Source organism: Paraburkholderia sp. J67 (assembly GCF_905220265.1).
Lineage (GTDB): Bacteria > Pseudomonadota > Gammaproteobacteria > Burkholderiales > Burkholderiaceae > Paraburkholderia.
This window is the reverse complement of sequence record NZ_CAJMZK010000043.1, coordinates 1-26,373: the sequence shown is the minus strand read 5'-3', so window position 1 is coordinate 26,373 and position 26,373 is coordinate 1. Positions and strand designations below refer to the sequence as shown.

24 protein-coding genes are annotated in these 26,373 nt (G+C 64.4%); 8 read left to right on the top strand and 16 right to left on the bottom strand.

Features of this window, described 5'->3' with window-relative positions; translation table 11 throughout:
* Positions 1-45: 45 nt before the first annotated feature.
* Together U5782_RS39400 and U5782_RS39395 are read right to left on the bottom strand one after the other, a co-directional pair.
* Complete coding sequence (locus U5782_RS39400; RefSeq protein ID WP_322049272.1) at positions 46-327, bottom strand: hypothetical protein; 282 nt, start codon at positions 325-327, stop codon at positions 46-48.
* 75 nt (positions 328-402) lie between these two features.
* Positions 403-1,182 (bottom strand): Mut7-C RNAse domain-containing protein, encoded by a 780-nt coding sequence (locus U5782_RS39395; protein WP_322049271.1) that lies wholly within the window; start codon positions 1,180-1,182, stop codon positions 403-405.
* Positions 1,183-1,276: 94 nt separating this feature from the next.
* On the opposite strand from U5782_RS39395, the gene U5782_RS39390 reads away from it, so the two are divergent.
* Both U5782_RS39390 and U5782_RS39385 read left to right on the top strand, forming a co-directional pair.
* Positions 1,277-2,149, top strand: a complete 873-nt coding sequence (locus U5782_RS39390; RefSeq protein ID WP_322049270.1) for an NAD(P)-dependent oxidoreductase — start codon at positions 1,277-1,279, stop codon at positions 2,147-2,149.
* 240 nt (positions 2,150-2,389) lie between these two features.
* Positions 2,390-2,758, top strand: a complete 369-nt coding sequence (locus U5782_RS39385; RefSeq protein WP_322049269.1) for a response regulator — start codon at positions 2,390-2,392, stop codon at positions 2,756-2,758.
* Positions 2,759-3,072: 314 nt separating this feature from the next.
* Here U5782_RS39385 and argC read toward each other — a convergent pair whose 3' ends face one another.
* From argC to U5782_RS39370, 3 genes are all read right to left on the bottom strand, one after another.
* The gene (gene argC / locus U5782_RS39380; RefSeq protein ID WP_322049268.1) at positions 3,073-4,020 is read right to left on the bottom strand and encodes an N-acetyl-gamma-glutamyl-phosphate reductase; all 948 of its coding nucleotides are present in this window, start codon (positions 4,018-4,020) and stop codon (positions 3,073-3,075) included.
* Positions 4,021-4,264: 244 nt separating this feature from the next.
* Entirely contained in the window at positions 4,265-4,846 is a 582-nt protein-coding gene (locus U5782_RS39375; protein ID WP_322049267.1) for a flavodoxin family protein, read from the bottom strand.
* 195 nt (positions 4,847-5,041) lie between these two features.
* On the bottom strand, positions 5,042-5,578 hold the full coding sequence (locus U5782_RS39370) for a YbhB/YbcL family Raf kinase inhibitor-like protein (RefSeq protein WP_322049293.1): 537 nt from the start codon (positions 5,576-5,578) through the stop codon (positions 5,042-5,044).
* A gap of 367 nt (positions 5,579-5,945) precedes the next feature.
* Between U5782_RS39370 and U5782_RS39365 the strand changes: the two genes are divergently transcribed.
* Positions 5,946-6,647 (top strand): response regulator transcription factor, encoded by a 702-nt coding sequence (locus U5782_RS39365; protein WP_322049266.1) that lies wholly within the window; start codon positions 5,946-5,948, stop codon positions 6,645-6,647.
* A gap of 141 nt (positions 6,648-6,788) precedes the next feature.
* On the opposite strand, the gene U5782_RS39360 is transcribed toward U5782_RS39365, so the two are convergent.
* Positions 6,789-7,475 carry an orotate phosphoribosyltransferase gene (locus U5782_RS39360; RefSeq protein WP_322049265.1) on the bottom strand — a complete coding sequence of 229 codons (687 nt, stop codon included), beginning with the start codon at positions 7,473-7,475 and terminating at the stop codon, positions 6,789-6,791.
* A gap of 360 nt (positions 7,476-7,835) precedes the next feature.
* Here U5782_RS39360 and U5782_RS39355 point away from each other — a divergent pair, with 360 nt between their 5' ends.
* Together U5782_RS39355 and U5782_RS39350 are read left to right on the top strand one after the other, a co-directional pair.
* Positions 7,836-9,164 carry an MFS transporter gene (locus U5782_RS39355; protein ID WP_322049264.1) on the top strand — a complete coding sequence of 443 codons (1,329 nt, stop codon included), beginning with the start codon at positions 7,836-7,838 and terminating at the stop codon, positions 9,162-9,164.
* A 513-nt stretch (positions 9,165-9,677) separates the two neighbouring features.
* On the top strand, positions 9,678-11,963 hold the full coding sequence (locus tag U5782_RS39350; protein WP_322049263.1) for an NADP-dependent malic enzyme: 2,286 nt from the start codon (positions 9,678-9,680) through the stop codon (positions 11,961-11,963).
* A gap of 99 nt (positions 11,964-12,062) precedes the next feature.
* Here U5782_RS39350 and U5782_RS39345 read toward each other — a convergent pair whose 3' ends face one another.
* The gene (locus tag U5782_RS39345; protein ID WP_322049262.1) at positions 12,063-15,659 is read right to left on the bottom strand and encodes an indolepyruvate ferredoxin oxidoreductase family protein; all 3,597 of its coding nucleotides are present in this window, start codon (positions 15,657-15,659) and stop codon (positions 12,063-12,065) included.
* Positions 15,660-16,082: 423 nt separating this feature from the next.
* Between U5782_RS39345 and U5782_RS39340 the strand changes: the two genes are divergently transcribed.
* On the top strand, positions 16,083-16,265 hold the full coding sequence (locus U5782_RS39340; protein ID WP_322049261.1) for a hypothetical protein: 183 nt from the start codon (positions 16,083-16,085) through the stop codon (positions 16,263-16,265).
* 172 nt (positions 16,266-16,437) lie between these two features.
* Here U5782_RS39340 and hppD read toward each other — a convergent pair whose 3' ends face one another.
* Complete coding sequence (hppD, locus tag U5782_RS39335; protein WP_322049260.1) at positions 16,438-17,535, bottom strand: 4-hydroxyphenylpyruvate dioxygenase; 1,098 nt, start codon at positions 17,533-17,535, stop codon at positions 16,438-16,440.
* A 165-nt stretch (positions 17,536-17,700) separates the two neighbouring features.
* Between hppD and U5782_RS39330 the strand changes: the two genes are divergently transcribed.
* Complete coding sequence (locus tag U5782_RS39330; RefSeq protein ID WP_322049259.1) at positions 17,701-18,201, top strand: Lrp/AsnC family transcriptional regulator; 501 nt, start codon at positions 17,701-17,703, stop codon at positions 18,199-18,201.
* Between the two features lie 56 nt (positions 18,202-18,257).
* Here the strand turns inward: U5782_RS39330 and U5782_RS39325 are convergent, their stop codons facing one another.
* From U5782_RS39325 to paaA, 8 genes are all read right to left on the bottom strand, one after another.
* Complete coding sequence (locus tag U5782_RS39325) at positions 18,258-18,923, bottom strand: GNAT family N-acetyltransferase (RefSeq protein ID WP_322049258.1); 666 nt, start codon at positions 18,921-18,923, stop codon at positions 18,258-18,260.
* A gap of 251 nt (positions 18,924-19,174) precedes the next feature.
* Positions 19,175-19,777 (bottom strand): TetR/AcrR family transcriptional regulator, encoded by a 603-nt coding sequence (locus tag U5782_RS39320; RefSeq protein WP_322049257.1) that lies wholly within the window; start codon positions 19,775-19,777, stop codon positions 19,175-19,177.
* 27 nt (positions 19,778-19,804) lie between these two features.
* Positions 19,805-20,671 carry a DUF1835 domain-containing protein gene (locus U5782_RS39315; protein ID WP_322049256.1) on the bottom strand — a complete coding sequence of 289 codons (867 nt, stop codon included), beginning with the start codon at positions 20,669-20,671 and terminating at the stop codon, positions 19,805-19,807.
* Between the two features lie 249 nt (positions 20,672-20,920).
* Positions 20,921-22,009, bottom strand: coding sequence for a 1,2-phenylacetyl-CoA epoxidase subunit PaaE (gene paaE, locus U5782_RS39310; protein WP_322049255.1), 1,089 nt, complete (start codon positions 22,007-22,009; stop codon positions 20,921-20,923).
* Position 22,010: 1 nt separating this feature from the next.
* Complete coding sequence (gene paaD / locus U5782_RS39305) at positions 22,011-22,544, bottom strand: 1,2-phenylacetyl-CoA epoxidase subunit PaaD (RefSeq protein WP_322049254.1); 534 nt, start codon at positions 22,542-22,544, stop codon at positions 22,011-22,013.
* Positions 22,545-22,579: 35 nt separating this feature from the next.
* Complete coding sequence (gene paaC / locus U5782_RS39300; protein ID WP_322049253.1) at positions 22,580-23,386, bottom strand: 1,2-phenylacetyl-CoA epoxidase subunit PaaC; 807 nt, start codon at positions 23,384-23,386, stop codon at positions 22,580-22,582.
* Positions 23,387-23,395: 9 nt separating this feature from the next.
* Positions 23,396-23,680: a 1,2-phenylacetyl-CoA epoxidase subunit PaaB gene (gene paaB / locus U5782_RS39295; protein ID WP_010092957.1), complete on the bottom strand. Its 285-nt coding sequence runs from the start codon at positions 23,678-23,680 to the stop codon at positions 23,396-23,398.
* A gap of 44 nt (positions 23,681-23,724) precedes the next feature.
* Positions 23,725-24,723, bottom strand: a complete 999-nt coding sequence (gene paaA / locus U5782_RS39290; RefSeq protein ID WP_322049252.1) for a 1,2-phenylacetyl-CoA epoxidase subunit PaaA — start codon at positions 24,721-24,723, stop codon at positions 23,725-23,727.
* Positions 24,724-25,015: 292 nt separating this feature from the next.
* Here paaA and U5782_RS39285 point away from each other — a divergent pair, with 292 nt between their 5' ends.
* The gene (locus tag U5782_RS39285) at positions 25,016-26,281 is read left to right on the top strand and encodes an SGNH/GDSL hydrolase family protein (RefSeq protein WP_322049251.1); all 1,266 of its coding nucleotides are present in this window, start codon (positions 25,016-25,018) and stop codon (positions 26,279-26,281) included.
* Positions 26,282-26,373: the final 92 nt, after the last annotated feature.

Below are 26,373 nucleotides of genomic sequence, written 5' to 3'. Positions count from 1 at the left end.
GGCTTTTTTTCGTCTCCTGTTTCAGGAGGCGCGTCTGGACCCGATTCAGGACGCGTCTTTCGCGAGGCCTGCTACCAGCAGCTCGGTCAACAGGCCGGTCAGGCCTTCCGGGTGGCTTTCCGCGCGGGTCTTGAGCTGTGCGACCAGATCCGCGTTGAGCTTGCAGGCGAACGGCACGAGGCCCGCAGCCTGGTCGAGCTTGCGTTGCTCGCGACGGTCGGGCACTTCAGCCGCGCCTTTGCCGAAACGGTCGGGGCCGGCTTTGTGCGTCGATTGCATCAGCTTCAATGCCTTGTTTTTCTCAAGGTCGAACTTCTTCATGGCCATGGATTCGGCTCCGGTGTTAGGCAGTGGCGCGCATTGTACGCAAACGCCCGCGCGCGTCCATCGCGGCAAGCGGGGTCAGAGCGCGGCGTCGGCATCTTGCGCGGGCGGTGAGGCGGGCAGACCCGTCACGTCGTCGATTAGCGCACGCATGCGGCGCCAGTGCGAACCTTCCCAGAAAACCCGCGCGCAGATATCGCAGGTGACGAAACGCGTATGCCTTTCGAATACGCCTTCTGGCACGCGGGTTTCCACCTCCGCGCGCGCGATGCGCCGCAGCGGCGCGTTGCAGGTGAGGCAAAGCCGGAACGGGCGCACGCTCGCAGCCAGGTCGAGCCGCTCGAACAACTCGTCGAGTTGGGCGCGTGGCTTGAGCGCGCGCACGTAGCAGCCGTGCGTGATGCTGCGCCGCTTGAGCAGTTCGCGATCGCGCGTGAGGACGACGCGGTGCTCGGCGGCGGCGAGCGCTTCGATGGCGTCGTCGGCGAAATGGTTGTCGTAGAGCGTGTCGAAGCCCGCGAGCCGCAGTAGTTGCGCGAGGCCACCCAGATGCGCGTCGGCGATGAAGCGCAGCTCACGCAGCGGACTCGTGCGCACGCGTAACAGGGGCCGGATGTCGAGCGCCTCAAACTTCGGATAAACGGCGACGCGGTCGCCTTCCGCGAGTACGTGTTCGAAATCCACCGATTCGCCGTTCACGAGAATCAGCTCGACTTCGGTATGCGGCACGCCAAGTGCCTCGATCATATGCTTGGTCGTGGCGTTCGCCGCGCACGGGCAACTGAACGCGCGCCGGCGCAGCGGCCGCGCGATAAAGTCGTTCAGCTCTTCGTAGAAGCGGAAAGTGGCGGTGACCATAACAGCCAGTATCGCACCGTGGTTGTGACGGGGCGCGGCTGCAGATGTCGTCGCGCTGTGCTTTACTGCACGTTCTTACTTTCTGGAGCATGTGATGGATATCGGTTTTATCGGCTTGGGTGAAATGGGCGGCGCGATGGTTGCCAATCTGCTCAAGGCGGGGCACTCGGTGCGCGTCTGGAACCGTACGCCGGAGAAGGCACAGGCGCTGGCCGCCGCGGGCGCGCGCGTGGTCGATACCGTCGCCGAGGCCTTTGCGGGTGACGCCGTGCTGTCCATGCTCGCCGACGATACGGCGCTGCGCACGGTGATCGACGCCGCGCTGCTCGAGCACGCGCCGCGTGGCCTCGTGCACGTGAACATGGCGACGATCTCGGTGGCGCTGGCCGAAACCCTCGCGCGCGAGCACGCCGAGCGCGGCCTGCACTACGTCGCGGCACCCGTGCTGGGGCGGCCTGACGTCGCGGCGGCGGCGAAGCTCACGATCGTCGCGGCGGGCGCGGCGGAAGCCATCGACCGTGTGCAGCCGCTGTTCGACGCCATCGGCCAGAAGACCTGGCGGATCGGCGCACTGGCGCCGCAGGCCAACGTGATGAAGCTCGCGGCCAATTTCATGCTGGCGTCGGCGGTCGAGACGCTTGGCGAGGCGGCGGCGCTGCTCGGCGGCCACGGCGTCGCGATGCGCGATTTTCTCGACGTCATCACGAGCGGCATTTTCCCGGGCCCGGTCTATGCCGGCTATGGCGGCATGATTGCGGAAGACCGCTACGAGCCCGCGCTCTTCAAGGCTCGCCTTGGCCTGAAAGACGTGCGCCTCGCGCTGGCTGCGGCCGAGGCGGTGTCGACGCCGCTGCCGGTTGGCAGCGTGGTGCGCGACAGCCTGCTCGAGGCCATCGCGCACGGCGACGGCGAGCGCGATTTCGCCGTGCTCGGCAAGGTCGCGGCGCGTCGCGCGGGCCGTGGTTGAGCGGCGCTGCGGGCTCGGCGAGACTTGACTTCGATTCGGGGTGCGAACGCGGGACTTATGTGTGCGCGCCCCGGTCAAAATCTTCAGACGACCGCTCGCTGACGCACGCAGGTCAGCCGCGCGAGCGTGGACAATCTCGACACCACGAGGCGGCGCTTCACGCGCACGCCGCACCTCACCTCGCCGCAAGCAAGCGGCACCGGGTGAAACCATCGCACATCAGCAGAGGGGAGACGGCGGATGGAGACGCGCATCCTGATCGCCGATCATGACGAGAAATCGCTTAGTGGGCTCGGCACGTTGCTGGCCGACCTGGGCTATGCGACCGCCGTGGCGAGCACACTCGACGATGCGGCCGAAGCCGCCGCGCGCTTCGTACCGGACGTGCTCGTGATTGCGCTGGGGCTCGCGCCAGACGGCGATTTCGTCGCGCTCGTGCAACGTCTGCGCGCGGCGTGCGGCACGCGCTCACCGTTGTTGATTGCGCTGGGCGGATGGGGCGAATCGCAGCACCGCGACGAAGCGCTGGCCGCCGGGTTCGACGTGCACCTGGTGCGTCCGGTGGGGCTCGATCAGCTGACCTTCATTCTTTCGATGGTGTCGCCTTAGCGTTCTGGCGCATTCGGGCGGGCGCCCCCAGGTTTCCTGAGACCAATCAGGGAAATCCTGATCGAGATATTGTTGTTATTATGCAACAACAAGGGTGCTCACTACTTTACATGTTGCGACGCACCAAGTAGTTCGATATACTCCGCTTTGTCTCCTCCATGTCTCCTCTGATATGGATTCAGCCCGCCTACCATTGGCGGGCTTTTTTTCGTCTGTACGAAGCGCGCCGGTGCGTCCGGGAAGCGCAAAAAACAAAAACCCGGCACTTTGCAGCGCCGGGTTTTTTTGTATTCGCGATTCCGTCAGGGGAAGGCTCAGCCCTTCAGACCCTCATCTTCAGCAGCGCCAATCGCCAGATTCATACACTGGACCGCCGCGCCCGATGCGCCCTTGCCCAGGTTGTCGAGGCGCGCGACGGTCACGAATTGCTCCTCGTTGCCGAACACGAACAGGTCGACGCGGTTCGTATCGTTGTTGGCCTGCACGTCGAACGCGTTGTTGTCGAGGTTGGCTTCGGTGTTGAACGGCATCACGCGCACGAACTTCTCGCCCGCGTAGTACTCGGCGTAGAGCGCGAGCACGTCTTCGGGCTTCGCGGCGCGCGTGAGCTGGCTCGGCGAGTAATAGGTCGTGACCGCCAGACCCTTGTAGAACGGGCCGACGATCGGCGTGAACACGGGCGCGCTCTTGAGGCCGCCGTGGAACGCCATTTCCGGCAGATGCTTGTGCTTGAGGCCGAGCGCATACGGACGCGGGCTCATGAGCTTCGCGTTGCCGCCCGCTTCGTACTCCGCAATCATCGACTTGCCGCCGCCGCTGTAGCCGGTGAGCGAGTAGCTATGCGCCGCAAACTCAGGGGCGACCAGGCCCGCTTCGACGAGCGGACGCATTGCCAGCACGAAGGCCGACGCGTGGCAGCCCGGCACCGCGATGCGCTTGGCGCTGCGCACTTTCTCGCGCTGCGCTTTGGTCAGTTCGGGCAGGCCGTAAGCCCAGTCGGCGTGGGTGCGGAATGCCGTGCTTGCGTCGATCAGCACCGTGCGGTCGTTGTCGACGAGCGTGGCCGACTCGCGCGAGGCGACGTCCGGCAGGCAAAGGAAGGTCACATCCGACGCGTTGATGAGACGGCGGCGTTCCTCGACGTCCTTACGCTTGGCCTCGTCGATCCGCAGGATCTCGACGTCGGCGCGCTGCGACAGGTATTCAAAAATCTTCAGGCCGGTCGTGCCTTCCTGTCCGTCGACAAAAACTTTCGTGCTCATCTCGTTTCCTCTGAAACGCGGGGATTGCGGGCGCCGCCCGCCACGCAGCCCAAGGTTGCGCGGCGATCACCGATACGGCGCGGGAACGGTATTTTAAGACCGTATGCCGTTGCACGTGTGACGCGAGCGGGAAAAAAATCGGGCGTTACCCGTACGGATAAGACCTGAGCCTGTAGAAGCGGTTTCAGGGCGCGAACGCCAGTCAGGCGTTCGCGCGGGCAGGCGGCGCCTGCTCAGGCAAACATCAGGCGGCAGCGCTGCGCCCGGCCAGCCAGCGCGCGGTCACGGCCGCCACGCGCGCGCCAAACGCCTTCGCGGTTTCGAGGTCGCCGGGCGGCGGCGCTTCCTCCGGCGTGGCGTCGGCGGGGGACTGCGCGAGCAGGCCCGTGAAGCCGCCCACGAAATTCAGGTCGTTGCGCGTGGCGGCCTTGGTGTTCGACGGCATCATGCCGGTGCCCGTCCAGATCATGCTGTGCTGCATTGCGAGCGTCACGAAATACTGGATTGTCGAGAACTTGTCGCCGTTCATCGTCGCCGAATTGGTGAAGCCCGCCGCGATCTTGTCCTTCCACTTCTGTGTGAACCAGGCCTTGGAACTTGCGTCGGCGAACTTCTTGAATTCGGCGGCCGGGCCGCCCATGTAGGTCGGCGCGCCGAACACAATGGCGTCGGCAGCGTCGAGATCGGCCCAGCCGGCGTCGTCGATGTCGGCGACGGCCAGCAGCGTCGCATGCGCGCCCGCGTCCTGTAGACCGGCGAACACGGCTTCGGCGAGTTTCTTCGTATGGCCGTAGCCACTGTGATAAGCAACGACGATGCGGGACATGGAGCACTCCAGATGAAGGTCGGAAGTCAGGACGCGCCGCGGTGAATTGGCTGCGCCGTCACATGGTAGCCGCCTGGGCGCGTACGCCTGTCGATCGATGCGCACGCTGCGTGGAAGGACAGTAATTCGGTCCCCGATGCAATCCGTTCAGTTCGCGCGGCGATTGCAAACGTATTGCACCGTTGCGTGTCAGCGTCAGCGGCCGTAGGTGACGGTGAGTTTCGCACTGCCGAGCATGGCGTCTTCGATCTCGTGCTCGAACATCGTCGCGGGGCGGCCAGCGACGAGCGCGAGCTTGTCCACTTTCAGCGCGTAGAGGGTCACAACATAACGATGGGGTTTGCCAGGCGGCGGGCATGGACCACCGTAGCTTTCGCCGCCGAAATCGTTGCGCGCCTCGATGGCGCCCAGCTTGCCAAGTGCGCCCGATGCACTGGCGTTTTCCGGCAGTGTGTGTACGTGCGCGGGAATATTGGCGACGGCCCAGTGCCACCAGCCGCGGCTCGACGCATCGGGGTCGAAGATCGTCACTGCATAGCTGCGTGTGCCCGGTGGCGCATTGCGCCATGTCAATTGCGGCGAACGATTGCCGCCCGTGCAGCTATCCTGATTAAAGACCTGAGGTGCTGCGACGCTCCCGCTGTTTCGAAAATTCGTGCTGCTGAGCACAAAAGCATCCTGCGCCTGTGCGTTATGTGCGTTGATAACGACGCCGGACAGGACGGCAAGCATGGCGGCGCCAAGGCGCAACGTGCGCGCGTGTGCACGCCGGGCGCGGATGAATCTGACGGTGGAATCTTCGCTCTGAGGCGCAGTACGATAGGGTGTGGCGTCAGTGCCGTGCATCGGCCAGTTCTCCTGTATGTTTGTTAAAGACCACTGACGAACTTCTGACGGTTTGCTTCGAATTGTGTCCTGGATCGAATATCGTTCAATATATCGGTATTCAGAGCTTGAGTTCTGGGCCCGCGACGAGGGGTTGCACGAGGAAATCGGCTATAGTCGCGAGCTTTCCGGAGCATCGGGGAATGCGCGGTTCCGGGGATACACGGGGCACTCAAAAATCAATGACGAGCAGGACTGTCTCCACGGAGGGGTAATGCAGCAGCAGCCAATCAGGGTCGTAGTCGCGGACGATCATCCGGTGATCTTGTTCGGTGCGGAGCATGCGCTTCTGAAGTTTCCGGGTATTCAGGTTGTAGCCCGAGCCCGTCAGTCCACCGAACTGATCAAGGCGCTACAGACGACGCCGTGCGACGTGCTCGTGACGGACCTGGCGATGCCGGGCGGTCAGTATGGCGACGGCCTGCCGCTCATCGGCTATTTGCGCCGCAATTTTCCGGATGTTCCCATCGTCGTCCTGACGATGCTTGAAAATGCCGCGCTGCTGAAACGGCTGGGCGAACTGGGCGTGATCGCCGTGGTCCACAAGTCCGACGATCTGAGTCACATCGGCCTCGCGGTTCAGCATGTGAGCCGCAGCCTCGAATACATGAGCCCGCAGGTGAAGCTCGCGCTCGAATCGTTGCGGATCAACAGCGGCGGGAAAAACGATGAAGTGATCCTGTCCAAGCGCGAACTCGAAGTAGTGCGGCTGTTCGTGTCGGGCATGACGATCAAGGAAATCTCCGAGAAGCTCAACCGCAGCATCAAGACGATCAGCACGCAGAAGAATACGGCGATGCGCAAGCTCGGGCTCGATCGCGATTCCGAACTGTTCCAGTACGCGCAGAGCAATGGTCTGCTCAATCTGTCCTCGCATGCGCCCGACGATGGGCTTGGGAGCAAGGTGACGCCCTGAGCCATGTGCCGGCCCGCTTATAGGGCGAGAAAGGGTGAGAAAGGGCGAGAATGAAAAAAGGCCATCCGCCGATGAGGCGGATGGCCTTTTTGCTGCGACGGCAGGCGGCTCACGCTGTCAGGTGAGTCGCCCGCAACGCGCTTATTGCGGTGCCGAGGTCGCGCCGCCGTGCGCCGCCGACCATTCGGCCGGTGCGTGCAGGAACTTCTCGACTTCGTCGAGCGTCTTGGTTTCGAAGTAGCCCGATGCCTTGGCGACGCGCAGCACGTCCCACCACGTGGCGAGCGCGTGCAGATCGACGTCGATGTCCTTCAGGACCGAGACGCTTTCCTTGAAGATGTTGTAGTGGAACAGCACGAAGCAGTGGTTCACCTGCGCGCCTGCGGTACGCAGCGCGTTGACGAAGTTGATCTTGCTGCGGCTGTCCGTGGTCAGGTCTTCGACGAGCAGGACGCGCTGGCCTTCGGTGAGCAGACCTTCGATCTGCGCGTTACGGCCAAAGCCCTTCGGCTTCTTGCGAACGTACTGCATCGGCACCATCAGGCGGTCCGAGAGCCATGCCGCGAACGGGATGCCCGCGGTTTCGCCGCCGGCGACAGCGTCGATCTGCTCGTAGCCGATGTCGCGCAGGATCGTCGCTTCGGCCATTTCCATCAGGCCGCGGCGCACGCGCGGATACGAGATCAGCTTGCGGCAGTCGATATAGACCGGGCTCGCCCAGCCGGAAGTGAAGATGAAGGGCTTTTCCGCGTTGAAGTGAACAGCCTTCACTTCGAGCAGCATTTTCGCGGTTGCGTCCGAGATCGTCTGGCGATCGTAGCCTGTCATGGGCGAATCCTTGGATATGAATATGCGGAGGAGGGTGGGCGCTGGGCCCGGTGGCGCTGGCACGGCGAGTCTGGATGGCGTTGCATCGGAACCCGCGGTGCGCGGCCCGGAAGGCGTTGGTCGTCTGAAGTTTGGCTTCAGGCGGCCCGCTCGGTCCGGACGGCTTCTCTTGCGCGCGTAGGCCGGTATTTTACCCGACTTGACGGTTGCCGACGAGTCGCGCTGTCAGTCGTCCGGGTCCGATGTCGCAGCGCTTGTAGGGCGCGATCGGGCGGGCGGCGTTGGTTGTGACGGCGAGAACACACCAGTAAACTCTCGCCGGTTTTCGTCGGGCTAGCGCCCAGCACAGGATCTTTCGCCATGCCTCTTGCTTCCCGTTCCCCATCTGGTTCCGCTTCGCAGCCGGAATCGGCGCCCGACGATATCGCCGATACCGCCTTCGCGCCTGCCGCGATCGCCCACGCGGACCATGACGGCGCGCCGGGTGGGCACGCCATCCGGGCGCTGATCGCCTCGGTGCTCGGCTACGCGATGGACGGTTTCGATCTGCTGATGCTCGGCTTCATGCTGCCCGCCATCGGCGCGGAACTGCATCTGACGGGCGCGCAGGCCGGTTCGCTCGTCACCTGGACGCTGGTGGGCGCGGTCGTGGGCGGCATCGTGTTCGGCCTTCTCTCTGACCGCTTCGGCCGCGTGCGCGTGCTCACCTGGACCATTCTGCTGTTCGCCGTCTTCACTGGAATGTGCGCGCTCTCGCGCGGTTACGCCGATCTGCTCGTCTATCGCACGATCGCGGGGATTGGCCTGGGCGGCGAGTTCGGTATCGGCATGGCGCTGGTCGCCGAGGCCTGGCCCGCGCGGCTGCGTGCGCGGGCATCGTCCTATGTCGGGCTGGGCTGGCAGGTGGGCGTGCTCGCGGCGGCGCTGCTCACGCCGTGGCTGTTGCCGGTGATCGGCTGGCGCGGCATGTTCGCGGTCGGCCTGCTGCCGGCCGTGGCGTCGTTTGTGGTGCGGCGGCGCGTGGAGGAACCCGGGCTTTTCGTCGCGCACCGTGAGCGCGTGGCACAGGCCGCGCCGCACGAGAAGCCGCGTGCGCTGCGCCTGCTGGTCGCCGACGCCCGCACGGCGCGCGCGAGTCTGGGCGTGGCGGTGCTCTGCTCGGTGCAGAACTTCGGCTATTACGGCCTGATGATCTGGCTGCCCGCCTATCTCTCGAAGTCCTTTGGCTACTCGCTGACGAAGTCCGGCTTCTGGACCGCCGCGACCGTGGCGGGCATGGCATTCGGCATCTGGCTCTTTGGCGTGGCCGCCGACCGCTTCGGCCGCCGGCCGACGTTTCTCGTCTATCAGGTGGGCGCGGTGGTGATGGTGTTCGTCTACGCGCACCTGAGCGCGCCGCTCGCGCTCCTGATCGGCGGCGCAGTCATGGGCGTGTTCGTCAACGGCATGATCGGCGGCTATGGCGCGCTCATTTCCGAGCTCTATCCGACCGCCGCGCGCGCCACTGCGCAGAACGTGCTGTTCAACATCGGCCGGGCGGTGGGCGGCTTCGGGCCGCTCGCGGTTGGTGCGCTCGCCGCGCGCTATTCGTTCACGGTGGCGCTCGGCATGCTGGCCGCGATCTACGTGCTCGACATCCTCGCCACGCTGTTTCTGATTCCTGAACGGCGCGGCGCCGCGCTCGAATAAGGCTGTCGGCAAGGCCGCTTTTGCGCCCCAGGGTGCGGCGCAACGCCGCACTCCTTGCCGAATCAACCGGCATGACGTGCCGCGAGTCTGCAACAAGGGCGTCACGACGTCGCAATAATCGCGTGGATGACGCCTTGCGCGACGGGGCTCGCGATGTGGCGCCCGTGTCGCGAACCGCACGCATTGTTACGCACCGATTCGACAAATGCGCCGTACGCCGTCCATATGCCGTCAATGCGTGCGCGCAGGCCGTGGGCTTGCGCCTCGCAGCGCGACGCTTTCGATGCGAAGCGCACGCACCACAAATCTCCGGTATCAGTCTTTGACCCAAGTCGCCTCGAACATTACGAGGTGTACACTAATTGCCCCGCTTTTTTGCCGGCGTCGTTTCGCCTGTGAACCGGGCGCGTCGCTGTCGAAGCCGATGCGCACGCGCTGAGCACGAGTCGAGCAAATCGGCGGGACTACGAACATAAACATTCCTCTCGTCTCTCACGTCTGGCAGGCCCGAAAATGGATGAACAACTGAAGCAAAGCGCGCTCGCTTATCACCAGAATCCGAAGCCCGGCAAGATTTCGGTCACGCCGACCAAACCGCTCTCGAACCAGCTCGACCTCTCGCTCGCGTATTCGCCGGGTGTCGCCGCCGCGTGCGAAGCGATCCACGCCGATCCGCTCGACGCGCAGAAGTACACCTCGCGCGGCAACCTCGTCGGCGTCGTGACCAACGGCACGGCCGTGCTCGGTCTCGGCAACATCGGCCCGCTCGCGGCCAAGCCGGTGATGGAAGGCAAGGGGTGCCTCTTCAAGAAGTTCGCCGGCATCGACGTGTTCGACATCGAACTCGACGAATCGGACCCGGACAAGCTCGTCGAAGCCATCGCGATGCTCGAGCCCACGCTCGGCGGCATCAACCTCGAAGACATCAAGGCGCCCGAGTGCTTCTACATCGAGCAGAAGCTGCGCGAGCGCATGAAGATCCCCGTCTTCCACGACGACCAGCACGGCACGGCGATCATTGCTTCGGCGGCCATCCTCAACGGCCTGAAGGTCGTGGGCAAGGAACTGGGCAGCATCAAGCTGGTGTGCTCGGGTGCGGGCGCGGCGGCGATCGCCTGTCTGGACCTGCTGGTCAAGCTCGGCGCGAAGAAGGAAAACATCCTCGTCACGGATTCGAAGGGCGTGATCTTTGAGGGTCGCGGCAACCTTGATCCGTCGAAGCAGCGCTACGCGGCGCACACCGAAGCGCGCACGCTCGCCGACGCCATCAAGGGCGCGGACGTGTTCCTCGGCTGCTCGAGCGCAGGCGTGCTGAAGGCCGAGATGGTCGTCGACATGGGCACCACGCCGCTGATTCTGGCGCTGGCAAATCCGGAACCGGAAATCCGCCCGGAAGAAGCCAAGCGTGTGCGCCCGGACGCGATCATCGCCACCGGCCGTTCGGACTACCCGAACCAGGTCAACAACGTGCTGTGCTTCCCGTTCATCTTCCGCGGCGCGCTGGATGTGGGCGCGACGACCATCACGGAAGAGATGAAGCTCGCGTGCGTGCGCGCGATTGCCGAACTCGCGGAAGAAACCGACCAGGGCGACGAAGTGGCGAAGGCCTATGAAGGCCACACGCTCGAATTCGGCCCGGAATACCTGATTCCGAAGCCTTTCGATCCGCGCCTGATCATCAAGATCGCGCCGGCTGTCGCGCAAGCCGCGATGGATTCGGGCGTGGCCACGCGCCCGATCGAAGACATGGATGCGTACCGCGAGCAGCTGGGCGCGACCGTCTATCGTACGGGCATGGTGATGCGTCCGGTGTTCGCGGCGGCCAAGGCCAACAACGCGCGCATCGTGTTCGCGGAAGGCGAGGACGAGCGCGTGCTGCGCGCGGCGCAATTCGTGCTGACGGAAAAGATTGCGCGTCCGATCATCGTCGGCCGCCCGTCGGTCGTTGAAATGCGTCTGAAGAAGATGGGCTCGAAGCTGCGTGCGGGCACCGACTTCGAGATCGTCGATCCGGAGGACGATCCGCGCTTCCAGAAGAGCTGGCAGGCGTATCACGAACTGGGCGCGCGCCAGGGCATCACGCCGGAAGTGGCGAAGGCCTCGATGCGCAAGTTCAACACGCTGATCAGCGCGATCCTCGTGCATCTGGGCGACGCCGACGGCATGATCTGCGGTCTGCTCAACAGCTTCGACTACCACCTGAAGTTCGTCGAGCAGGTGTTCGGCAAGGCTAAGGAAGCCGAAAACTACGCGGCCATGAACCTGCTGATGCTGCCGGGCCGCAACCTGTTCATCAGCGACACCTACGTGAACGAAGTGCCGAGCGCCGAACAGCTCGCAGACATGACGATCCTCGCCGCGCGCGAGATCGAGAAGTTCGGCATCACGCCGAAGGTCGCGCTGCTGTCGTCGTCGAATTTCGGCAGCGTGCGTTCGTCGACGTCGCAGCGCATGCAGGCTGCGCGCGAACTGCTCGCGCAACGCGCACCGCAACTCGAAGTCGATGGCGAAATGCACGGCGACGCAGCGCTCTCCGAGCTGATCCGCAAGCAGTCGTTCCCGGGCACGACGCTCACGGGCGAAGCGAACCTGCTGATCATGCCGAACGTGGAAGCGGCGAACATCGCGTACAACCTGCTGAAGACGATCGGCGGCGAAGGCGTGACGGTCGGCCCGTTCCTGCTGGGCGCTTCGAAGCCGGTGCACATCCTCACGCCGGCGGCGACGGTGCGACGCATCATCAACATGACGGCGGTGGCTTCGGCCAATGCTGCTGTGAACAAGGCGGCAGCGAAGTAAGGCTGCGCTTTTGTTGATCGCCTGATGTGAAAAGGGCGCTCCGTATTGCACGGAGCGCCCTTTGTTTTTACTGCTTCAACGAACCCTCAAGCCAAACCCTCAAGCTGCGTGCCGCGCCGCGCCATTCTCCGGCGAGCGCCACTTCGCGAGCAGCGTGGCCCACTTCGTACGCGTGGCCTTGAGGTTGTTCTCCTTCACGTGGCCATAGCCGCGAATCGCGTCGGGCAGATTCGCCAGTTCCAGCGCGAGCGGCAGATTCGCCTCGCTCAACCCGCCGATCACTTCACGCATCAGCGTTTCATACTCGGCGATCAGCGCGCGTTCGTGGCGGCGTTCCTCGGTGCGACCGAACGGGTCGAGCCCCGTGCCGCGCAGGAACTTGAGCTTCGAGAGCACACGCATGGCTGTGAGCATGCGCGGACCGTACTGCTTCTTCTGCAGACGGCCTTTGTCGTCGTGCTTCGCGATCGAGGGCGGCGCGAGATGGAAGTTGAGTTTCCAGTCGCCTTCGAAGCTCGCCTTGATCTTCTCGACGAAAGCCGGATCGGCATAAAGACGCGCGACTTCGTACTCGTCCTTGTAGGCCATCAGCTTGTGCAGGTTCTTCGCGATGGCTTCCGTGAGCGCCTGCTGGCCATCCGCGCGTTCGAGCTTCGATTCCGCACGGCGCACGTCCTCGACGAATGCGCGATAACGCTGCGCATAGGCCTCGTTCTGGTACGCGACGAGATACTGCGCACGCTTCTCGATCAACGCATCGAGCGCCTTCGGCGAATGGAGCGAGACGATCTTCGCGCCTGCGGCGTTGGACTCGGTCGAAGGCTTCTTCGCCAGCGCGTCGACGGCCGCGCGATCGTGCGCGACGCGGCGGCCCCATTCGAACGCCGCGAGATTCTTCTCGACCTGCACCGCGTTCAACTCGATCGCGCGCGTGAGCGATTCGTGCGTGAGCGGCAGCCAGCCCTTTTGCCACGCATAACCGAGCACGAACGGGTTCGTGTAGATCGCGTCGCCCAGCAGCGCGAGCGCGTAGCGGTTGGCATCGACGATGGCGACGTTGTCCGCGCCCGCTGCCGCGCGCACGTCGGCTTCGGTGTTCGAACCCGGGAATTGCCACTGCGGGTTTTTGATGAACTCGGCCGTCGGCGTGGCCGCGCTGTTGAGCACGACGTGCGTTTGCCCGGCCTGCATGCGCGAGACGCAGTCGTCGCCTGCCGTGACGATGGCGTCGCAGCCGATCACGAGACTCGCTTCGCCCATTGCGATGCGGGTGGCGTGGATGTCGGCGGGGCGGTTGGCGATCTGCACGTGGCTCATCACGGCGCCGCCCTTTTGTGCGAGGCCGGTCACGTCGAGCACGGTCACGCCCTTGGCTTCGAGGTGCGCGGCCATGCCGAGCAGCGCGCCGATCGTCACCACGCCGGTGCCGCCCACGCCCGTGACGAGCACGCCGTAGGGGCGGCCGATGGCGGGCACGTCGGGCGTTGGGACCGGCGGCATCGCCTCGTTCGCGACGCGGTCGGTCTTCGGCTTGCGCAACTGGCCGCCTTCGACGGTCACGAAGCTCGGGCAGAAGCCGTTCACGCACGAGTAGTCCTTGTTGCAGGTGGACTGGTTGATCTGGCGCTTCGTACCGTACTCGGTGTCGAGCGGCTCCACCGAGAGGCAGTTCGACTGCACCGAGCAATCGCCGCAGCCTTCGCAAACGGCCTCGTTGATCACTACGCGCTTCGCCGGATCCGGATACGTGCCGCGTTTGCGGCGGCGGCGCTTTTCCGTGGCGCAGGTCTGGTCGTAGATCAGGATGGTCGTGCCGGCGATTTCGCGCAGCTCGCGCTGCATCGCGTCGAGCTGGTCGCGATGGTGGATCGTCACGCCCGGCGCGAGCTTCGCCGTGACTTCGCCGTCGTACTTTTCAGGATCGTCGGTCACGATCACGATCTTCGCCGCGCCTTCCGAGGCGAGCTGGTGCGTGATCTGCGGAATCGTCAGCACGCCGTCGACGGGCTGGCCGCCCGTCATGGCGACCGCGTCGTTGTAGAGGATCTTGTAGGTGATGTTCGCCTTCGAGGCGATGGCGGCGCGGATCGCGAGCAGGCCAGAGTGGAAGTAGGTGCCGTCGCCAAGATTCGCGAACACGTGCTTGTCGTTCGAGAACGGCGCCTGGCCGACCCAGGCCACACCCTCGCCGCCCATCTGGCTGAAGGTGCTGGTGCTGCGGTCCATCCACACGGTCATATAGTGACAGCCGATGCCGGCCATCGCGCGCGAGCCTTCCGGCACGTTGGTCGACGTGTTGTGCGGGCAACCCGAGCAGAACCACGGCTTGCGCTCGACCTGCACGCGCGGCTTCGCGAGCGCTCTTTCCTTCGCCTCGATCACGGCGATGCGCGCCGCAATGCGCGCGCGCACGTCGGACGGCAGATCGAGCTTGTCCAGACGCGTGGCGATCGCCTTGGCGATGATCGCGGGCGAGAGTTCGTAGTGCGCGGGCAGGAGCCAGTTGCCCATCGGCACGGACCATTCGCCGCCGGCGCCGTCCTTCTCGTCGAATTTGCCGTACACGCGCGGGCGCTGCGCGTCGGGCCAGTTGTACAGCTCTTCCTTGATCGCGTATTCGAGGATCTGGCGCTTTTCCTCGACCACGAGAATCTCTTCGAGCCCGCGCGCGAACGCATGCGCGCCTTGCGCTTCGAGCGGCCACACGCAGCCGACCTTGTAGAGGCGAATGCCAATGCGCGAGCAGGTTTCGTCGTCCAGACCCAGATCGGTAAGCGCCTGGCGCACGTCCAGATAGGCCTTGCCGCCGGTCATGATGCCGAAGCGCGCCTGCGGCGAATCGATCTCGATGCGGTCGAGCTTGTTGGCGCGCACGTAGGCGAGCGCCGCGTACCACTTGTAGTCGAGCAGCCGCGCTTCCTGCACGAGCGGCGGATCGGGCCAGCGGATGTTCAGGCCGCCCTCGGGCATCAGGAAATCTTCAGGCAGCACGATGCGCGTGCGATACGGATCGATCTCGACCGATGCCGACGATTCCACCACGTCGGTCACGCACTTCATCGCGACCCAGAGGCCGGAGTAGCGGCTCATCGCCCAGCCGTGCAGGCCGAAATCGAGATATTCCTGCACGTTCGATGGGAACAGCACCGGCAGGCCGCAGGCCTTGAAGATGTGCTCCGACTGGTGCGCGAGCGTCGAAGACTTGGCCGCATGGTCGTCGCCGGCGAGCACGAGCACGCCGCCGTGACGCGACGAGCCGGCCGAGTTGCCGTGCTTGAACACGTCGCCGCAGCGGTCGACGCCGGGGCCCTTGCCGTACCACATCGAGAACACGCCTTCGTATTTCGCCGACGGATACAGGTTCACCTGCTGCGAACCCCAGACGGCGGTCGCGGCGAGGTCTTCGTTGACGCCGGGCTGAAAAACGATGCCATGGGCGGCGAGATGCTGCTTCGCCTTCCAGAGCGACTGATCGAGACCGCCCAGAGGCGAGCCGCGATAGCCTGAGATGAACCCCGCGGTATTGAGACCGGCGGCCTTGTCGCGTTCCTGTTGCAGCATCGGCAGGCGGACCAGCGCCTGGATGCCGCTCATGTACGCGCGGCCGCGTTCGAGGGTGTATTTATCGTCGAGCGTGACGGAAGCGAGTGCGGCTTCGAGCGAAGCGCGCTGACCTGCGTCTAGCGGGGCATTCATTATTTGTCTTCCTCCATCCAACCAATCCGTTGTGGGATCGCCAGAACTTTCGGGTGGCCGCTGCATCTTGTGAATGCGTTGGCCGGGCTCGCCATATTGGCGTCTTTTTTTCGATAGTAGCACTCGGACAAACCCGCCGCTGCGCGCGTTCCGCCCCATAAAAGCGGCGAAATCCGACGTGTTGCATCCGTTATTCCGACTGCGGCGCCGTGACTCGCCTCAGGCTCGCGGGGCCCGTGTAACAAAGGATGTATCGGAATTGAGTGCCACGTAACATCGTGTAAATGTTGCACTGACGGGGAACCGGTCTTGAATATCCTGTCTAACTCCCTCACCTGTGCGAACCGCGTGGCGCCCATCCATTATTGGGGTGCTAACGTGGAGAGCTCAGTGAGAGCAAGTCTGAAAAAAGGAGTACATAAGATGAACAATCGACATATCCAGACCTTCCTGACGGTTTCGGCTGCGTTCTTCGCCATGAGCGCGCCCCTGCATTCGAACGCCCGCACCCAGAGCGCGGCGAATGCAACGACGTCGTGCGCGCAGTACACGCTGTGCGCGAAGGTCGATGCGAATGCCGTACTGGCCACCAAGGCCGAGCGCTAAGCGCTAAAGGTTTCACGACGATGTTGCGCTGATCCTCGCGACATCCCATTCACCAGAGTCCGCCACCGAGGTGTGCGGCGCCGGGCTCGAAAACTAAAAAGGGCGAAGATCGCGTGATCTTCGCCCTTTTTGCGTTTACTACCCGATTACCGCGCGCTAACCGGCATGAGGCTTACGCCTTGTCCTGCACCACGCCGCGGCGAATCTGATCGAGTTCGATCGACTCGAACAGCGCCTTGAAATTGCCCTCGCCGAAGCCCTGATTGCCCTTGCGCTGGATGATTTCGAAGAAGATCGGGCCGATCTGGTTCTCCGTGAAGATCTGCAACAGCAGGTCTTCCGGCAGGCCGTCGATCAGGATCTTGCGTTTCTTCAGTTCGTCGAGCGGCTCGGTGTGGCCGGGAATGCGGCGGTTCACCAGTTCGTAATACGTGTCGATCGTATCGAGCAGCGCGATTTTCGAGGCGCGCAGGCCATCGACCGTCCCGTAGATGTCGTTGGTGCCGAGCGCGATGTGCTGGATGCCCTCGCCGTGATAGGCGTCGAGGTATTCCTGGATCTGGCCGGCCGTCTCGCCGCCTTCCTCGTTGATCGGGATGCGAATCTTGCCGCACGGCGAGGTCATCGCCTTCGACTTCACGCCCGTCACCTTGCCTTCGATGTCGAAGTAGCGGATTTCGCGGAAGTTGAACAGGCGCTCGTAGAACTCCGCCCACTCAGCCATACGGCCACGATGGACGTTGTGCGTCAGGTGGTCGATGTAGGTCAGGCCGTGGCCGACCGGGTTCTGGTCCGCGCCTTCGATCGGCACGAAATCGACGTCATAGATGCTGATGTCGCCGATACTGCCCGGCGCCGCACCGTTCTTGCCACGCCAGCGGTCCACGAAGTAAATCAGCGAGTCGCCAATCCCCTTGATGGCCGGGATGTTCAGCTCCATCGGGCCGGTCTTGTTGTCGAAGCCCCAGGCGCCCAGATCGAGCGCGTGCTTGTAGGCCTTGGCGGCGTCGTCCACGCGGAACGCGATCGCGCAGATCGACGGGCCATGCAGGCGCGCGAAGCGCTGGGCGAACGAATCGGGCTCGCCGTTGACGATGAAGTTGATGTCGCCCTGACGGTAAAGCGTCACATCCTTGTGACGGTGGCGCGCGACGGCGGTGAAGCCCATGCGCTCGAACAGCTTGCCCAGCGCCACGGGGTCCGGCGCGGTGTATTCGATGAATTCGAAGCCGTCAGTGCCGACGGGGTTCTCCCAGGTGGGGACCTGCATGGTTGTCTCCTTGATGTCGATCGAATGGTTGAATTCGGCGATGAAGTCGGTGATCACATGCGGCAAAGTGTAGCTGTGGGGTTTGGGCGAAAACTTGCGAACTTAATCGTGTGGCTGGCTATTTGAGCTATAAACTGCCCTCATATCACTATGGGACGGCAGAAAATGGCGAGCATCGAACTGGACGCAATCGACCGGCGAATTCTGGCGATTCTTCAGGAAAATGGCCGGCTCTCGAATCAGGAGATCGCCGAGCGTGTGAATCTGTCGCCCAGCCCCTGTTTGCGGCGCATCCGTCGGCTGGAGGAGAGCGGGGTGATCCGCACCTATGTCGCGTTGCTCGACGCGCAGCAACTCGGCCTCGATCTGCTCGCCTATGTGAACGTGCGGCTGGAAAAGCGCGGGCCGACGGCGTCGGGGCGCGAAGGGGTCACGCACGCGGAGCTGTTTCGCGCGGCGGTGCAGACCTGGCCGGAAGTGGTGGCCTGCCACGCGATGACGGGCGATATGGATTTCCTGCTGCGCGTGCAGGTGGAGGACATGGCGCACTTCTCGCGCTTCGTGCAGGATCAGTTGCTGCACCATCCGTCGGTGATCGACGTGCGTTCCAGCTTCTCCCTGCAGACCTTCAAGGAGACCACGGCGCTGCCGATCCCCAAGACGTAAAAAAAGCGGCCTCAGCCGCTTTTTTTAATTCGTGTTCAACCCTGCCGGGGCAGGAGTCATGCCGCGATCGCTTGCGGCAGCATGGTCTCGATCAGTTTCGATGCGTTGCGAGCCTGACGTTTGAGCGCGTAGTCGAACACGGCGGCCTGCTCCTGGAGCATTTCCGCGATGATGCTGCTCTGGTCGGCCGGTTCGAGCGAGAGATACGCGTCGGCTTCGCCGTAGGCGTACTCGATCTTCATGCCCGACTTCTTGGCGATGTGCATCATCGTCGAGTTGCGCGACAGGCAGTGCATGTACAGCGTGGTCACGTGCGTGTTGCGGCTGCGGATGGCGGCGCGCTCGAACAGCTTCGAGCCGATGCCCTGGCCGCGCGCGCTTTCCAGCACCGACACGCCGAACTCGGCCGTGCGGCCGTTGCCGTCCGCCGGCAGATAGGCCAGATGGCCGACGCCCACGAGTTGCAGTTGATGGTCGAACACGCCGAACACGGTGTCGCGCGTGAAGTCCATCGAGCGCACGTAGTTCTCGATCACGTGGTCGGGCGCGGCCTGGCCGAAACGCAGCAGGCGGTCGTCGCTATCGAGCGTGAGAAAGTGCGCGAGCAGGCGTTCGCGGTCGGCCGAGGTGAGCACGCGCACCATAGCCGGCGAATGTCCGGACGTCAGCGGGCGAGCGGATGCGAGGATCGGCTCGTTGGCTTGGGTCGAAATCGTGGTCATGGTGGGTTCTCCCTGAAATACGAAACGCGGCGCATGCATGATGCGCCGCAAAACGAATTCTAGCGGAAACCCTGGGTGCGATCTAGGGAAAACCCGGATTACGGATTTGAGTGTTGCGCCTAATTAATAAATTTAGACGCGTAACTATTTGATTTTTAATGGGTATCCGGGCTGAATAGCTTGACGCGTCAACTGTTGTGACTGCACATCATGTTGCGGTGCATCAATCTGGCCCGAAAATACGGCAGGCCTCAGGCGTTCTGAAGTCCGTGATCCATGACGGCGATCACCTGTTCGGCGAAGTCGCGGTAGCCCATGCGGCCGCCCGGCTTGAGCCAGGTGAACGTCCAGTTGATCATGCCGAACAGCATCATGGTCAGCGCGGTCTGGTTCTCCGCCGTCACGCGGCCAGGGTAGGCGCGCGCAAGCTGGCGGGTAAAGGCGGCGACCACGTCGCGCTGGCGGTTCAGGACGATTTCGCGCTGCGCATCGACGAGGTATTTCACGTCGTTGAGCAGGGCTACATGGCGGCTGTGCGAGGTCTCGTACTCGGCGAGAAACGCGCGGATCAGTTCGGCGAAGCACTCGCGTTCGTCTAGGCCGCGCCGCTGGCTCGCGCCTTCCACCTCGGCGATGATCAACATCAGCCGCTTGGTGTAGCGGTCGAGCAGATCGAAAAGGATCGCTTCCTTGCTCTCGTAGTAGTGATAGAGGCGCGCCTTCGAGGTGCCGCTCGCTGCTGCGAGGTCGGACATCGACGTACTCGGATAGCTCGTCTGGGCGAATTTGGCCGCGGCCAGTTCGAGGATCTGGTCGCGCTGGGTTTCGTGGTCGGGCGCTCGGGTACGGGCCATAAATATCAGCAGGGATTCAGCAAGGGATCAGCGGGAAAGGGACAGGTGCGCGGCGGCGTGCACCGAGATGGGGCGTGCGGTGCGCGGGTCCTGGGCCGGCGCGCCGGTGCGGGCGGCGCACAGGTCGTCGCGCAGTCGCAGTTCGCCCGCCGCGGCCAGCTCGCGCAGGCGCCAGAGTACGACCGGTTCGCCGACCGTGAAGCCCGCGCCGCCGCGCACGAGCGCCGCGCCGAGCGTATCGCAGGCGAGCCAGGGCTCGCTCGGTGCTGCGGCTTCACCCAGGATGTCGAGAATGAGCGCGTCGAGATCGGCCCAGGTGCCGCTCGTAAAAGTGTTGTCGCGCCAGCGGCGCGTCTCGCCATTGGCGAACTTCGCCTCCTGCCATTCGAGCGCGAGGCGCGTGATGCGCAGCACCGAGATCGGCGCGGCATCCGGCAGGCGGACTTGCAGGCGTGCGACGGCTTCGCCCGGGTTGTCGGCTAGAGTCGCCAGATCGGCGGCGGCCAGGCGGACTTCGTTCAGGCGCTGCGGCGCATTGCGCAGCCGGTAGCAGACGCGCCGCAGTGCGAGCTGGTCGGCGGCGTCGTGCGTGTGCCAGATCACCACGTGGGCGTTTGCGTCGTTCTCGTCCTCCAGCGCCACGAGCGCCGCGCAATCGTCCTGCGCGAGCGTCGCCGGCACGCCGTCGATGCGCTGCCAGAACGCCGCGCGCTGCGCCGCACCTGGATTGCCCTCGGCGTCGATGTCACGCAGCGGCCCGACCGTGAGGTCGTCGGCCAGTGCGATCACGCGCTCGGCCGAAGCGCTCGCCGCCGTCATGGGCTGGCGTGCCTGCAGGGCCTGACGCAGCGCGGCCGCTGCCGGCTCGCCGTGGATGAGGTGAATCGTGGTCATCGACAACTCGTTGCGCTCACCATGAACGCCTTGAACGACTAGTAACTGTCAACAGTGCGCGACGGCTGCACAAGACAAAGGGCCGCCCGCACCGATGCAGCGCTGCGCTGCACCACTCGCGGGCGGCCCCTAGTGTAAGCGGATCGCCTGAGCGCCGAAAGCGTACTGTTGCTCTAAGTTCTATTGGTGAAGCGAACAGACCCCCGAAGCGCCAGGTTATGCCATCCGGCGCTTTTTTTGCCGATCGGCTTATCGTTCGTCGAAACTGACCACCACGCGCTCGCTGACCGGATGGCACTGGCAGGTCAGCACGAAGCCGTCCTTCACTTCCTGCTCTTCGAGCGTGTAGTTCTTGTCCATCTTCACCTCGCCTTCGAGCACCTTCGCGCGGCAGGTGCAGCACACGCCACCCTTGCACGCGTAGGGCAGCGCGAGGCCGGCCTTCAGGCCGACGTCGAGCAGGCTCACGCCCTCGTAGGGCAGGCGCAGCTTGCGCTTCTTGCCGTCGATCACGATCTCCAGATCGGCGGCCGGGGTGTTTTCGGTGATTTCGACCGCGGGTACGCCCGCCTGCGGCAGCGGCGAGCCGAAGCGTTCGACGTGTACCTGCTGCGGCGCCACGCCCGCCTCCTTGAGCGCGGCTTCGGCGGCATCCATCATCGGGCCGGGGCCGCAGATGAAGGCTTCGTCGATTTCCTCGGCCGGCAGCAGCGACTCGATGAAGGCCGCGCACTTGTCCTGATCGAGTACGCCGTTGAAGAGTTCAACGTCTTGCAAGTCGTCGGAGAGGACGTGGTAGAGGCGGAAGCGATCCATGAAGCGGTTCTTCAGGTCTTCCAGATCCTCGGCGAACATGATCGCGTCCACGCTGCGGTTGCCGTAGACCAGCGTGAAGGCGCTGCGCGGCTCGGTTTCCAGCGTCGTCTTGATGATCGCCAGCACCGGCGTGATGCCCGAGCCGCCCGAGAACGCCACGTAGTGCTTGCCGTGCTCGGCGTTCAGGTGCGTGAAGAAGCGGCCGTCCGGCGTCATCACCTCGATTTCGTGACCAGGAGCTAGCTGGTCGAACGCGAAGTTCGAAAACCGCCCGCCGCGCACGCGCTTGATGCCGATGCGCAACTCGCCGTCGCGATCGTAGTCGGTCACGCCGACGCAGATCGAGTACGAGCGGCGCGTTTCTTCGCCGTCGATGTGGGTCTTGAGCGTGACGAACTGCCCTTGCGTGAAGCGATACGCGTCGCGCAGCTCGGGCGGAACCTCGAATGCGACGGAGACCGCGTCGGCGGTTTCGGGACGTACTTCGCGGATGCGCAGCGAATGGAATTGCGGGGTGGCCATATCAGTACGGTTTGAAGTAGTCGAAGGGTTCGCGGCAGTCGATGCAACGGTAGAGCGCCTTGCAGGCGGTCGAGCCGAACTGCGCGAGGCGCTCGGTGTGCTTCGAGCCGCAGCGCGGGCAGACGGGCGCGGGCAGCTTCGGCATGAAGGTGATGGGCTGTTCGCCGGCACCTTGCGCCGCGCCACCGCAGTTGCCCGTGGGCGGCGCGATGCCGTAGGCGCGCAGCTTTTCGCGCGCTTCGTCGGTGATCCAGTCGGTGGTCCAGGCGGGCGAGAGCGTGGTCGCGATGCGGTACGGCGCGATCTGCGCGGCGTCGAGCGCGTGCGCGACGTCTTCGGCGATCTGCGACATCGCCGGGCAGCCCGAATAGGTGGGCGTGATGACCACTTCGAGGTGGCCGTCGTCGGCGCGGCGCACGTCGCGCAGAATGCCAAGCTCGCGGATCGACACGACCGGAATTTCCGGATCGGGCACCGATTCGAGTGCTTGCCAGGCGCGTTCGAGCGCGCGGTCTGCCGTTGTTTGCATCGTCATGTCCTCTTGATACCTGGGCCGATTCGCTGCGTCGCTTACCAGCGCGCGTCGGGATGCTGGCGCGCGAGGCTCTGCATTTCGGCGAGCACGAAGCCCATGTGTTCCGAATGCTCGCCGAGCTTGCCGGTCGTGACGTGCTTCACGGGCGCGGGGGCTGTGAGCGTGGCTTCTTCAAGGGCGGCTTCGACGTCGGCACGCCACGCGGCTTCCAGCTGCGCGGTGAGCGGCGCGATGCCCGCTTCCGCCACGCTGGCTTCCACGGCGTCCGTGCTGAAGAACTCGCGCGTGTAAGGCATCAGCCAGTCGAGCGCGTCCTGGGCGCGGCGGTGCGATTCCTCGGTGCCGTCGCCGAAGCGGATCAGCCATTCGCGCGCGTGATGCACGTGGTAGCGCGTTTCCTTGATCGAGCGCTCGGCGATTGCGGCCAACTGGGGATCGGCGGAGCGCAGCAGCGCGGTCCACAGATGCGCCATCAGCGACGCATAGAGGAAGTTGCGCACGATCGTCACGGCGTAGTCGTTGGCCGAGTGCGTCGTGCCGGCGAGCGGGCCGAAGTGCGGCAGCTCGGCGAGCGTGTAATTCGCGAACTCGCGCTCGGCGCGGAAGTAGGCGTAATCGTCTTCGGTGCGCTCGCGGCCGTTGAGCGCCTTTTCGAGCGTGGCGGCGTGCGTGTAGAGCAGGCGCGCCTGACCGATCAGGTCGAGGCTCATATTGGCGAGCGCGATGTCCTCTTCGAGGATCGGGCCGTGGCCGCACCATTCCGTGTTGCGCTGACCGAGGATCAGCGCCGTATCGGCGAGGCGCAGCACGTACGCGAGTTGTTCGGGCGTGGGCGTCGTCATGTTGCGCTCTTACATGTGGTTGACTTCATCGGGCAGCGTATAGAACGTCGGGTGGCGGTAGATCTTGTCGCCAGCCGGTTCGAACAGTTCGGCCTTTTCATTCGGATCGGACGCCGTGATCGCCGACGACGGCACCACCCAGATGCTCACGCCTTCCTGACGGCGCGTGTAGACGTCGCGCGCCATGCGCAGCGCCATCGAGGCGTCGGCGGCGTGCAGGCTGCCGCAGTGCTTGTGGTCGAGGCCCTGCTTGCTGCGCACGAACACTTCCCAGATCGGCCATTCCTTGTTCATCTCTGATCTCCTGATGTCTCTTTCGTCTCGGTCGTTGCGGTCGGTCAGGCGGCCTGCTGTTGCGCGCGCTGACGCTGCTTTTCGGCGTGGGCGAGGGCCGCTTCACGCACCCATGCGCCTTCGTTGTGGGCCTTTACGCGTGTGCCGAGGCGTTCGCGGTTGCACGGGCCGTCGCCGTTGACGACGCGCCAGAATTCTTCCCAGTCGATCGTGCCGTAGTCGTGATGGCCGCGCGCCTCGTTCCACTTGAGATCCGGGTCGGGCAGCGTGACGCCGAGCACCTTGGCCTGGTCGACCGTGGCATCGACGAACTTCTGGCGCAGGTCGTCATTCGAGATGCGCTTGATGCCCCATTTGGCCGACTGGTTGCTGTGCACCGAATCGGCATCGCCCGGGCCGAACATCATCAGCACCGGCCACCACCAGCGGTTGACGGCCTGTTGGACGAGTTCGCGCTGTGCATCGGTGCCGCTCATCATGGCGAGCAGGGCGTCGAAGCCCTGACGCTGATGGAACGACTCTTCCTTGCAGATGCGGATCATGGCGCGCGCATAGGGGCCGTAGGTGCAGCGGCACAGCGGAATCTGGTTCATGATCGCGGCGCCGTCGACCAGCCAGCCGATCACGCCGACGTCCGCCCATGTGGGCGTGGGGTAGTTGAAGATGCTCGAGTACTTGGCCTTGCCCGCGTGCAGCGCATCGATCAGCTGATCGCGCGAGACGCCCAGCGTTTCCGCCGCGCTATAGAGATAGAGGCCATGGCCCGCTTCGTCCTGCACCTTGGCGAGCAGGATCGCCTTGCGCTTGAGGCTGGGCGCACGGCTGATCCAGTTGCCCTCGGGCAGCATGCCGACGATTTCCGAATGCGCGTGCTGCGAAATCTGGCGAACCAGCGTCTTGCGGTAGGCGTCGGGCATCCAGTCCTGCGGCTCGATCTTGCCGTCGACGGCCATGATCGCGTCGAACTGCGCCTGCTCCGGCGAGGCCGCCGCCGCGTCCAGCGGGGCGACGTTGCCTGGAATGTCGAGGGATTGCGTGTACATGGGGACGCTCTCGTCGGTGTTAGGTGTGGGGTGCAGTATAAACCAACCGACCGGTCGGTAAATGAATATTTTGAGCTTGCGCAAAAGGGCGCGAACGAGGTGCGGAGCTCGCGGGATTGCTCTGTTTGAGTTTTAGTGGAGTTTTCGTGCGTAGGCCGCGTCCTCTGGCGGAAATCTGGGGTATGCACGTCGTGTCGTTCTGCGCCGCGCGGCTTGTCAGGAGGATGGAAGGTTGCGATCCGGGGCATGGGGCACAATGGGCGCTTTGCTGATCACCCGCGCACCCGCCCGCATGAAGATTTCCTTTGCTACCACCGCAGCGCTGATCGCTTCGATCGGCATCGCCGCGCCTGTTTTTGCACAGCAGTCGGCCCCACAAGCCTCCGGCGCCCATTGGGTGACGAGTTGGGCCACGGCGCTCCAGTCCATTCCTCAACGTGATGCGTTGCCGCCGCTTTATCGCGCGCCTGAAGTTGCGGGCCGCACGGTTCGTCAGATCGTTTATCCGACGCTCGGCGGCGACGTGGCGCGTGTGCGCATCAGCAATCTCTATGGCCGTGCGCCGCTCGTGATCCAGGCAATGGCGATCGCGCCCTCGGCGGGCGGCGCAGCGGTGAGTCAGGCCGAGAGTGTGCGGGTGACTTTCGGCGGCCGGGAGGCGGTGTCGCTGCCGCCTGGTGGAGAGCTCGATAGCGATCCGGTTCGTATCGGCTTGAAGCGCGGTGCGCCGTATGCCATCAGCAGCTATATGGGAGCCGAACAGAAGATGGTGGCCTGGCATCGTGTGTCGAGCCAGGTGAACTACGTCTCGCGGCCGGGTGACCATGTCGCCAATCCGTCGAGCGGGGCGTTCGTGCAGCGCTTCACGCAATACGCGTGGGTGACGGGGCTGGCGGTCGAGGCGCCTGGCGGGCAGACGATCGCGGCGATCGGCGACTCCATTACCGATGGCATGCGCTCGTCGCTGAACGAAAACCGTCGCTGGCCGGACGCGCTAGCGCGCCGTCTCGCGCGCGAGCAGGGGGCGCATCTTGCGGTGATCGACCTCGGCATTAGTGGTAACCGGCTGCTCAGCGATTCGCCGTGCTACGGAGAGGCGCTCGAGCGCCGCTTCCAGCGCGACGCGCTTGGACATGCAGGGGTGCGTACGGCGGTGCTGCTGATCGGCATCAATGACATCAACTTCCAGTCGATGCCGCCGCGCGCAGGGCTCGACTGCGACTACCCGCACACGCAGGTCAATGCCGATGATCTGATCGCGGGGTATCGACGCGTGATTGCAGCCGCGCACGCGCGCGGTGTCCGCTTGCTTGGCGCGACGATCACGCCGGCAGCGCTGCCGCCCGAACGCGAAGCGATTCGCGCGAAGGTGAATCAGTGGATTCGCACGAGCGGGCAGTTTGACGGGGTGGTGGACTTCGACGCGGCCTTGCGTGATCCGGCCGATCCGCTGCGTCTGCGCCGTGAGTACGACAGCGGTGACCACATTCATCCGAGCGATACGGGCTACGCGGCGATGGCGAACGCGATACCGCTCGAGGCTATCGCAGGGAAGTGACGAAATATCAGCACCGCCCCCTTGCGGGGCGGTGCTGTTGGCGCTAAGATTCGCCCCCTTCGTTTGCCGCGATACGCGCAGCGAAGACCGCT

Bases quoted from the DNA above. Each gene is read 5' to 3' on its own strand.
- U5782_RS39400 (WP_322049272.1), bottom strand. From the start codon at position 327: ATGGCCATGAAGAAGTTCGACCTTGAGAAAAACAAGGCATTGAAGCTG.
- U5782_RS39395 (WP_322049271.1), bottom strand. From the start codon at position 1,182: ATGGTCACCGCCACTTTCCGCTTCTACGAAGAGCTGAACGACTTTATC.
- U5782_RS39390 (WP_322049270.1), top strand. From the start codon at position 1,277: ATGGATATCGGTTTTATCGGCTTGGGTGAAATGGGCGGCGCGATGGTT.
- U5782_RS39385 (WP_322049269.1), top strand. From the start codon at position 2,390: ATGGAGACGCGCATCCTGATCGCCGATCATGACGAGAAATCGCTTAGT.
- argC (WP_322049268.1), bottom strand. From the start codon at position 4,020: ATGAGCACGAAAGTTTTTGTCGACGGACAGGAAGGCACGACCGGCCTG.
- U5782_RS39375 (WP_322049267.1), bottom strand. From the start codon at position 4,846: ATGTCCCGCATCGTCGTTGCTTATCACAGTGGCTACGGCCATACGAAG.
- U5782_RS39370 (WP_322049293.1), bottom strand. From the start codon at position 5,578: ATGCTTGCCGTCCTGTCCGGCGTCGTTATCAACGCACATAACGCACAG.
- U5782_RS39365 (WP_322049266.1), top strand. From the start codon at position 5,946: ATGCAGCAGCAGCCAATCAGGGTCGTAGTCGCGGACGATCATCCGGTG.
- U5782_RS39360 (WP_322049265.1), bottom strand. From the start codon at position 7,475: ATGACAGGCTACGATCGCCAGACGATCTCGGACGCAACCGCGAAAATG.
- U5782_RS39355 (WP_322049264.1), top strand. From the start codon at position 7,836: ATGCCTCTTGCTTCCCGTTCCCCATCTGGTTCCGCTTCGCAGCCGGAA.
- U5782_RS39350 (WP_322049263.1), top strand. From the start codon at position 9,678: ATGGATGAACAACTGAAGCAAAGCGCGCTCGCTTATCACCAGAATCCG.
- U5782_RS39345 (WP_322049262.1), bottom strand. From the start codon at position 15,659: ATGAATGCCCCGCTAGACGCAGGTCAGCGCGCTTCGCTCGAAGCCGCA.
- U5782_RS39340 (WP_322049261.1), top strand. From the start codon at position 16,083: ATGAACAATCGACATATCCAGACCTTCCTGACGGTTTCGGCTGCGTTC.
- hppD (WP_322049260.1), bottom strand. From the start codon at position 17,535: ATGCAGGTCCCCACCTGGGAGAACCCCGTCGGCACTGACGGCTTCGAA.
- U5782_RS39330 (WP_322049259.1), top strand. From the start codon at position 17,701: ATGGCGAGCATCGAACTGGACGCAATCGACCGGCGAATTCTGGCGATT.
- U5782_RS39325 (WP_322049258.1), bottom strand. From the start codon at position 18,923: ATGACCACGATTTCGACCCAAGCCAACGAGCCGATCCTCGCATCCGCT.
- U5782_RS39320 (WP_322049257.1), bottom strand. From the start codon at position 19,777: ATGGCCCGTACCCGAGCGCCCGACCACGAAACCCAGCGCGACCAGATC.
- U5782_RS39315 (WP_322049256.1), bottom strand. From the start codon at position 20,671: ATGACCACGATTCACCTCATCCACGGCGAGCCGGCAGCGGCCGCGCTG.
- paaE (WP_322049255.1), bottom strand. From the start codon at position 22,009: ATGGCCACCCCGCAATTCCATTCGCTGCGCATCCGCGAAGTACGTCCC.
- paaD (WP_322049254.1), bottom strand. From the start codon at position 22,544: ATGACGATGCAAACAACGGCAGACCGCGCGCTCGAACGCGCCTGGCAA.
- paaC (WP_322049253.1), bottom strand. From the start codon at position 23,386: ATGACGACGCCCACGCCCGAACAACTCGCGTACGTGCTGCGCCTCGCC.
- paaB (WP_010092957.1), bottom strand. From the start codon at position 23,680: ATGAACAAGGAATGGCCGATCTGGGAAGTGTTCGTGCGCAGCAAGCAG.
- paaA (WP_322049252.1), bottom strand. From the start codon at position 24,723: ATGTACACGCAATCCCTCGACATTCCAGGCAACGTCGCCCCGCTGGAC.
- U5782_RS39285 (WP_322049251.1), top strand. From the start codon at position 25,016: ATGAAGATTTCCTTTGCTACCACCGCAGCGCTGATCGCTTCGATCGGC.